At 68.6% G+C, this 8,663-nt stretch carries 5 protein-coding genes; all 5 read right to left on the bottom strand.

From position 1 onward, the window contains the following. Positions 1–426, bottom strand: a 426-nt coding sequence (selD, locus tag OEX18_15160) for a selenide, water dikinase SelD (protein MDH4338607.1), incomplete at its 3' end; no start/stop codon positions are given. A gap of 54 nt (positions 427–480) precedes the next feature. Then, the gene (locus OEX18_15155; GenBank protein ID MDH4338606.1) at positions 481–1,356 is read right to left on the bottom strand and encodes an MBL fold metallo-hydrolase; all 876 of its coding nucleotides are present in this window, start codon (positions 1,354–1,356) and stop codon (positions 481–483) included. Positions 1,357–1,363: 7 nt separating this feature from the next. Beyond that, positions 1,364–4,048 (bottom strand): serine/threonine-protein kinase, encoded by a 2,685-nt coding sequence (locus OEX18_15150; protein MDH4338605.1) that lies wholly within the window; start codon positions 4,046–4,048, stop codon positions 1,364–1,366. After that, on the bottom strand, positions 4,045–6,714 hold the full coding sequence (locus tag OEX18_15145; GenBank protein ID MDH4338604.1) for a serine/threonine-protein kinase: 2,670 nt from the start codon (positions 6,712–6,714) through the stop codon (positions 4,045–4,047). The genes OEX18_15150 and OEX18_15145 overlap by 4 nt, the downstream gene beginning before the upstream one ends. Positions 6,715–6,723: 9 nt before the next feature. Further along, a partial coding sequence (locus tag OEX18_15140; GenBank protein MDH4338603.1) for a hypothetical protein occupies positions 6,724–8,663 on the bottom strand: 1,940 nt, incomplete at its 5' end.

The raw sequence follows: 8,663 nt of genomic DNA, 5'->3' as shown, positions 1-8,663 counted from the left end.
GGTGTGACCGCCCACGATGGACTCGCCCGCCGCGCGCGCCACGTCGGCGCCGCCGCGAATGATCTCGCGCAGCACGTCCGCCGGGAGCTTGTTCTCCGGGAACCCGGCGATGTTGAGCGCGACCACCGGCTTTCCGCCCATGGCGTACACGTCCGAGAGCGAGTTGGTGGCGGCGACGCGCCCGTAGTCGTACGCGTCGTCCACGATGGGCGTAAAGAAGTCCACCGTCAGCACCATCGCCAGCTCGTCGCCGAGGCGATACACGCCGGCGTCGTCGCTGCCCGCGTGACCCACGAGCACGTTGGGGTCAACCGGCATCGGCAGTTGTGAGAGTATCTCGCGCAGTCCCGCCGCGCTGAACTTGGAGGCTCAACCGGCGCATGCCGCGAACTCGGTGAGCCTGAACAGCCGTTCCTTGTCACTCATGGGTAATCACCTCCCGCACACGCGCGGCTGTGCCGCGCGCACGTTGCTTCCAACTCACAGCTCAAAAACCTGCCCCTCACGCACCACGTCGCGCGCCCCGTTCACGAGCGCAGGGTTCGAGTGATTCAAATGGATGAACCACAGCTCGGCGCTGGTTCCCTGCAGCAGCGCGCGCGTCTCCGTCATCAGGGGGTGCGGGATCTGCGCCATGTCCCGCCCCGGCAGCTCATCCGGCGAACCAAAGGTGCCATCCACCAGCAGGACGTCTACCGTGTTGGCCACGTCGCGCAGATTCTGCTCCCATTTCTCCCACTTGTCGATATCCGGAATGAAGATCACCCGGGCCCGCGGCCCCTCGATGAGAAAGCCCACCGTGTCGGTGAACTCGTCGCGGTGGGGGACCAGCATCGGCGTCACGCGCAGGCCGTCGCCCAGATCGACCGCGCTGCCCGGCGTGATCTCGTGCAGCGCGATGTAGTGGTTTTCGACCAGCAGGCTCCAGGGCCCGTTGGTCGCCAGGAAGTCGCACATGCGCCGCGTCCCGTACACCGGAACACCCTCCGCCGCCATCGCCTCCTTGCCCAGGAACATGAGGCCGGGGTAATGGCCGATGTGGGCGTGGGTGAGGAAGATGCCGTCGGGCGCGCGGCCGCCGGTGAGGGCGTTGAGCTGGTCGGTGAAGTCGGGTGTGGCGTCGAACATGTAGGCGGCGCCGGTGTCGCGGTTGACCAGCCCGAGGCAGCTCACCTTCTCCGCCCGCCGCGTGCCCGCGAACACGTCCGCGCAGGGAGACTTCGTGCAACCCGGGTGCGGCATGCCGCCGTCCTGCGCAACGCCGAGCACCACGAGTTCCCAGCCGGCGCCGGACTCCTGCGCCGCGGCGGGAAGGGCGAGAACAAAAATAGCAATCAGCGTGGCAAGAGAGCGCATGACCGCATCAGTGCGTCGGGCCCGCCACGCGCTGCATTTCCGCCGGCCAGTTCAGGAGCACGCGCACCTCGCGCTGCCCCGCCTGGCCGCCCGGCACGCGCACGGCGACAAAGCGTCCGTCGGGCGCCACGTCGAAGTCGCGCGCGCGGCTGGTGTTGAACCCGCCCTCGAAGAGCACCACCGGTTTGCCGGGGCTGAACCCGGGCTGCGTCTCGATGGGCACCGCGTACATCGTCGTCCCGGAGGTGAAGTACAGCTCGCGGCCGTCGCGCGACCACAACGGACTGCCACCGCCGCCCACAGATATCTGCCACGCGTCGCCGGTGGGCGGATACGGCCGCACGAACACCTCCCGCGTGCTGGACTCGTTGGTTACGTACGCGATCCAGCGGCCGTCCGGGGATATGGCCGGAACCTGCTCGTCGAAGCGGCTATCCAGGAACGGCTCCGGGGCACCCGCGCCATCCATCGAGCAGGTCCAGATGTCATCGCCGGTGCCACGCCCGCTCACCGTATACACCAGCCGGTTCCCGCCCGCCGACCACGACTGCGGCTGCCCCCGTCCCGCTCCCGATGCGACGACGGTGACGTTGCGCGCGCCTTCCACCGTGAGTGCGACCATGCGGCCGCCCGCGCTGGCCTCTTCGTAGGCGATGCGCCGCCCGTCCGGCGACCAGATGGGGTCGTGGTTGTCCGCCCCCTGGACGATGCGCGCCAGCGATGCGCGCTCGATGTCGTACATCCATAGCTCGCAGTTGGTGGCGGTCTTGCGCAGCAGGATGCGGTTGCCGTCGGGAGACACCCGCGGTTGCGTCCAGGTGCTGCGCGTGTCCATCACCGGTGTCGCCGCGCCGTTGCGCTCGATCCACACCACCTCTGCACCGGCGCCGGCGCCGGCCACGGGCACGTATACCAGCATGCCGTCACCGCCGATATCGAAGCAGAAGTTGGCGTCGACGGGCTCGGTGAGGGGAACCGCGGTACCCGTGATGGCGAGTTTCGCCGCGTCGAAGGGCACCGCCAGGACCGCCTGCGACGTGAGGTCGACGTAAACCAGGGCCCCCGCGCGCGAGTACCGCGCCAGGATCGCGTTCTCAATCAGCTCCACCCGCGACCCGTCGGGCTTCACGCCCACGATGTGCCACGACGAACTCCCCCCGGATATCGTTATCAGCACCGTGCGCCCGTCCGGGAGGATCTCGGGCAGCCACGCGTCGGACTCGTTGATGGTCGTGTCCAGCGTGGCGATGATCTCCACCCGTCCACCGGTGGCGGGAACGCGGGCCAGTGCCGTGGTCCCCTCGCCGCCCTCGCTGGGGCAGTAGTAGATCATCCCGTCCTCGCCCCAGTCGGCGGCGTTCATGTCACCCGGGGTGATGATCTGCGCCACACCGCCCGCCGCCGGCACCTTCTTCAGGGCCTTTCCCGAGCAGAAACCGATCCACGCGCCATCGGGCGAGAAGAAGGGGCCAAAGCCCTCCTCGGTGCCGGCGATGGGCGCCGCCTCCAACGACGCAAGGTCGCGGCGGAACAGACGCCTGCGGTCCGCCTCCTGCACGCTGTACACCACGTACGACCCGTCGGGCGAGATCACGGGCGTGGAACTCGAACCGAGATCCGCACTGCCGAGCAGGTAGCGCTCGGGTCCGCGCGACGTCGTTGCCTGCTTCGCGCCGCGCGGCAGCACGCTCATCACGAGCGCCGTCACCGCAACCGCGACCACGGCCACGATTCCCATCGGCAACCACGGGCGCCGCGGTGCTATGGCGGCCGGCGCATGCGCCGTCACGGCGGCGGCACCGGATGTCGACGATGCTCCGTCCGCGAGCCACTTCAATTGCAGCTTGAGGTCGTGCGCGCTCTGCACGCGGTCGTCGGGGTCCTTCACCAGGCACGCGCGCACGATGCGGTCGACCTCGGGCGGCGTCGCGGGCGCCACCTGTGAGACCGGTGCCGGCTCGGCGTGCATGATGGCGCCGATCAACGACGCCTGGCTCTTGCCCTCGAAGGCGCGCCTGCCGGTGGCCATCTCGTAGAGCACGCAGCCGAATGCCCACAGGTCGCTGCGCGCGTCGGTTTCCTTCCCCTCCAGCTGCTCGGGCGACATGTACTGGAAGGTGCCCACGATGGTTCCTTCCGCGGTGAGCGGCTGCGCCTGGGTGGGCGACTGGGTGAGTGCCGCCACCGACACGCCGCTCCCGGGCGCGCCGGCGAGACCGGTCACGCGCGCGAGGCCGAAGTCCATCAATTTGGCGCCACTCCTGGTGAGCATGATGTTGCCGGGTTTGAGATCGCGGTGCACGACGCCGGCGCGGTGCGCGCGATCCAGCGCGTCGGCAATCTGGGACGCAATGCGCAGCGTCTCCCCCACCGGCAACGCTCCCTTGTCGAGACGTGTCGCCAGCGTCTCCCCCTCGATCAGTTCCATGACGAGGAAATCGGTATCGCCCTCGCGCCCCACGTCGTGCAGCGTACAGATGTGCGGGTGGTTGAGACTCGAGACGGTCTTCGCCTCGCGCTCGAAACGCGCGCGCACCTCGGGGTTGGCCGAGAGGTGCCGCGGCAGCACCTTGACCGCCACCTCGCGGTCGAGGCGCGTGTCCTTGGCGCGGTACACCTCGCCCATGCCGCCCGCGCCGAGCGGGGAGACGATTTCGTAGGGACCCAGCCGCGTTCCCGGGGTGAGGTTCATGGTTTCAGCTCCGCGGACCAGTTGATCACCAGGTTGAGAATCGAGCGCGCGTTGGTCTCCGCCGGCACAATGACGGCCAGCGTCGAACCATCGGGAGAAACGGCGGCGTCGACGGTCTCGCGCGGCAGGCGCAGGAGGGGCCTCGGCGTGCCGGCGTGAAAGCCGCCTTCCGTTTCCACTTGAACCGCCATCAGCGTGCGCCCGTCGCCCCCCACGTAGTACAACTCGCGCCCGTCACGGCGCCAGGCGATGGTCACCGGGCGCACGTTGGGGGTCGGCTGCGCACCGTTTTCGGACACGCGCGTCTTGCTCCCGGGTTCCGGGAACGACGTCACGTAGAGCTCGAAGCGTCCCGACTCGTTGGAGCGGTAGGCCACCCAGCGCTCATTGGGAGAGACCACCGCGTCGATCTCGTCGAACGGCGTGAGGATGAACGGCTTCGCTTCACCCCCGCCCATGAGCGGCGCGATCCAAATGTCCTCGTTGGTCTGGCCGCTCAGCGAGCGGAACAGGACGTACTCCGACGTGACGCACGTCGGATCGTTGAACAGGCCGGGGGCATCCACCAGCAACTCCTCCGTGCCCGATCCGTCGGACCGCTTCCAGTACAGGTCACGTCCATCCGCCCGGTCCGAGCCCCACACGACGCGCGAGCCGTCCGTTGTCCAGCGCGGATCGATGTCGTACTCGCCGTCGAAGGCGAAACGCGTCGACAGGCTGCGCGCCAGTTCAATCACCCAGACGCGTTCATCGTATTCGTCCACGCGGCAGTGCACCACGCTCAGCCGCCTGCCATCGGGAGAGAAACTCGGCCCGCCGTACTTCCCCGCCGGCAGGGAAAGCCGCCGCGTGACCCGTCCCGAGCGGTCCATGAGTACAATCGCCATGCCGCTCAGGTTCAACTCCCGCTGCACGAGTTTTCCGTCCGGCGATGCCGTGATGACCGGCGAGCCGGAATACTGGCCCGCGGTGTTGTACAGATCCGGCACCAGCTGCGGTGTGTCATGCAACGTGCGCGACGACACATCGAACGGCTGCGCCACCACCGATTCGTTCTGGTTGAACAGCAGGTAGCCGGGCGGCGCCCAGGTGGCGCGGCTGAGCGACGTCAGGAGCACGGGGCCGGCCACACCGTCCAGCGAACCGGTGCGCGTCTGTGGAATTCCGTCCGGTCCGGGTAGCGCGACATACAGGAAGTGCTTGCCGTCGGGGAGAAAACTCGGGAAACGGTGCGCGGTTTCCTTGTTTTCCGTGTCGAGCGTGGTCGCCGGCGCGGGCGTGCCGCCGCTGGCGGGGATCTTCATGATGGGACCCGACGCATTGGGCTGGAACAGGATGACGTCGCCCGGTCCCCAGTCGCCGCCGCGCGGCGCCGGCGCGGGAGCGATGACCTGGGCCCCCGAACCATCGATTGCCATGCGCTTCAAGCTCCCGCCGGCGAAGAACGCGATCTGCCGGCTGTCGGGCGACCAGAACGGGATCACCGCGCCCTCGCTGCCGGGCACCGAGCGGATCACCGCGGCGTCGAGCTTGCGTACGTACAACCGCGTGGTGCCGGTGGTGTCGCTGGCCGCAAACAACAGCGTGCTCCCGTCCGGGGAGATCACGGCGTCGGGAACCTCCAGGCTCACCTGGAGTCCCGGCGGCAGCGCCACCGACAGGCGCATGGTGTGCGCATCCGGCCTTGGCGGTGCGGGCCTCATCATAATAGAAGCCGCCAGCGCGGCCACGAGCACGGCCGTCGCGATCATCCACGCCAGCGGCCGCTTGCGCGCAGCCGGTATGGCGGCGGCCGGTGCGGCGGCCGTCCACACATTGGCGTCCGACAGTTCCAGGCGCGCGTCGCCGATGTCGCGCAGGCGTTCCTTCGGATCCTTGCGCAGGCAGCGCTTCAACAACTCGTGCACGCGCGCGGGCGTGTTCGAGGGCAGCGCGTTCCAGTCCGGTTCGCGCTCGAGGATGCGCGCGATCAGGTCCGACACCGTCTCGCCCTCGTAGAGCGGCTTGCCTGTCAGACACTCGTAGAGCACGGCGCCGAACGACCAGATGTCGGTGCGGCGGTCCACGCCGCGCCCGCGCGCCTGCTCGGGACTCATGTACGCCGCGGTGCCCAGGATGACGCCCGCGCGCGTCGCGGGGCTGGTCATTGTGGGCGAATGCGTCATATCGCTGCTGGAAACGCCCGCGCCGCCCCCGCCGCTGGTGGCGAGCCCGAAGTCGAGCACCTTCACGCCGCCGTCGGGCGTGATCATCACGTTGCCGGGTTTCAGGTCGCGATGGATGACGCCGCTCTCGTGCGCGGCTTCCACACCCGCGGCGATCTGCCGGCACACCTCGATGGTTTCGTCCACCGGCAGCGCCCCGCGCGCGATGCGCGCGGCCAGCGTCTCGCCGTCGACGAACTCGAGGATCAGGTAGCGGTTCCCGTCCACTTCCTCGACGCCGTGGATGGAAGCCACATTGGGGTGGTTGAGCGATGCCAGCAGGCGTGCCTCGCGTTCGAAGCGCCCCAACCGTTCGGGGTCGGAGGCGAACACGTCCGGCAATACCTTGATGGCGACGTCGCGCGCGAGGCGCGAGTCGCGCGCGCGAAACACCTCGCCCATGCCGCCCGCACCGAGCGGCGCAATGACTTCGTAAGGGCCTATTTTTGTTCCGGGGTTCATCGGCATCGGCTACTTCTGTCCCGCGATGAGCAGCGGCCAGCCGAGCACGACCTCGAGTCGTGATCCCCCGGAACCCTCTACCGGTGTGGCCATCAGGAAGCGCTGTTCGCCGCGTTCGATGTCGACGAAATTGTCCGGGGGCAAAACGGAGAACAGCTTGCGGGTTGCTCCCTGCCGGAATCCGCTCTCGGTGGAAACCTGGATGGAGAAGATCTCACCACGCGCATTGGCGGCGAGAATCTCGTCCATGCGCGCGGACCATCTGGACCCGACCGCCTCGGGAAGCGCCACCTGGTACTTCGCCCCCGGTTCGGGAAACGACTGCACGAACAACCCGGGCTTGCCGCCCTCTACGGCGTTGTACAGGATCCAGCGGCCGTCCGGCGACAACGACGCGCCCGATTCCTGCGCGGGGGTTTGCTGGTAGACCGCCGGTTCCCCGCTGCCGTCCATGGGGATCTTCCACAGATCGTAGTTCCCGGTGGTATCCGCGCACTGCGCCACCAGCCAGCGGCCGTCGCGAGACCAGTCCATCGGAAACGCAAACAGGCCGGGTCCCTGGAAGAGCTGGGCGTCGGGCCCGGTGCCATCGGTCGCTTTCGTGTACACGTCCCATCCGGCCGACCCCTTGATGCGCGAGAACGCCAGCGTGCGGCCGTCGGGGGACCACAGCGGGTTGTTGACGCGCTTGCCCTCGAAGGTGAGCCGCGTCGCGACACCGCTGGCGAGATCCCGGATGTAGATGTCGTTGGTGCCGTTGTCTCCGTAGGCCAGCAGTTTGCCGTCCGGGCTCAGCGCGCCGCCACCGGCCGTGATGTCCTCCACCGCCACGCCAACCGTCGCCCCGGTGCGATCGTGCCAGGTCAGGCGCATATGCATCTGCGACTGGTGCTGCACCACCAGCGTTCCATGCAGATCCGTGGCCGCGTTGGGATAACCAAAGTTGCTGGAACTCACCGGATCCACCAGAAGGAGCGCGTCTCCCACGGGACGGCGCGCCCCCGCGTCGAACCGTTGCGCCAGCAACCGCCGCCGCGCGGAATTGACGCCGCTATCGAGGAACAGCAGGTAGCCGGGTTCCGCCCAGCGTCCCATCGAGCCGGTCGTCAATACTTCCTCCGGATCGCCCCCGTCCAGCGTGGTGGCGAAGGTGGTGACTTCGTCTCCCGAACCAATCGCGACATAGAGGAAGTGGTTGCCGTCGGGCAGGAACTGCGGGTAGCGGTGACCCAGTTCGCCACGCGACTTGTCCACGCGCGTTACGGTTACCGGTGTTCCGCCGTTTGCGGACACGCGCGATATCGGCCCCTGGTTGTTGGGCACAAACAGAATCACGCCGTCGGGCGACCAGTCGCCCCCGCGCGGATCGGGCGCGTCGCACAACGCCACCGGTGCGCTCCCGTCCAGCGCAACCTTGAGCAGCTTCTCCTCCGCAAAGAAGGCCAGCATGCGGCCGTCGGGCGACCAGAAGGGCAGCGCGGCCCCGCTGGTTCCGCGAACGACACGCGCCTCGGGGCTCGACAGCGGACGAAGGTACAGGTGGGTATCGCCCACGCTGTCGGCGGCCACGAACACCAGCATCGAGCCGTCGGACGATAGCGCCGTCTCCGCCGGCATCTGGAGTGTGGTGCCCGCGGGCGCCCCGACCATGAAACGGATCAGCGGCATGTCTGCCGACTTCCCGCTCCACGGGCCAAACGAAACCGCCAGAGCGGCCGCCGCAATCGCGACCCCGCCAATCAAACCGGCCAGCCCGCGCGACGACTTCTTCCGCCGCCCCGGAACCGCCGGCATCGCCGCGGCGCTCTGCGACGAGCTGCCCCCGATCCACTCCAGCTCGCGGCGCACGTCGCCGGCGGACTGCCAGCGCTCGTCGGGATCTCGGGTGAGGCACTGCCGCACCAGGCGCTCGAGCCCGGGCGGGCTCATGGGCGCGAACTGCGAGATCG

Source organism: Candidatus Krumholzibacteriia bacterium, assembly GCA_029865265.1.
GTDB lineage: Bacteria > Krumholzibacteriota > Krumholzibacteriia > WVZY01 > JAKEHA01 > JAKEHA01.
The sequence above is the reverse complement of the archived record's forward strand: the minus strand, read 5'-3'. Positions and strand labels throughout refer to the sequence as shown.

Coding starts and splice junctions, on each gene's coding strand:
- OEX18_15155 (MDH4338606.1), bottom strand. CDS start 1,356: ATGCGCTCTCTTGCCACGCTGATTGCTATTTTTGTTCTCGCCCTTCCC.
- OEX18_15145 (MDH4338604.1), bottom strand. CDS start 6,714: ATGAACCCCGGAACAAAAATAGGCCCTTACGAAGTCATTGCGCCGCTC.
- OEX18_15150 (MDH4338605.1), bottom strand. CDS start 4,048: ATGAACCTCACCCCGGGAACGCGGCTGGGTCCCTACGAAATCGTCTCC.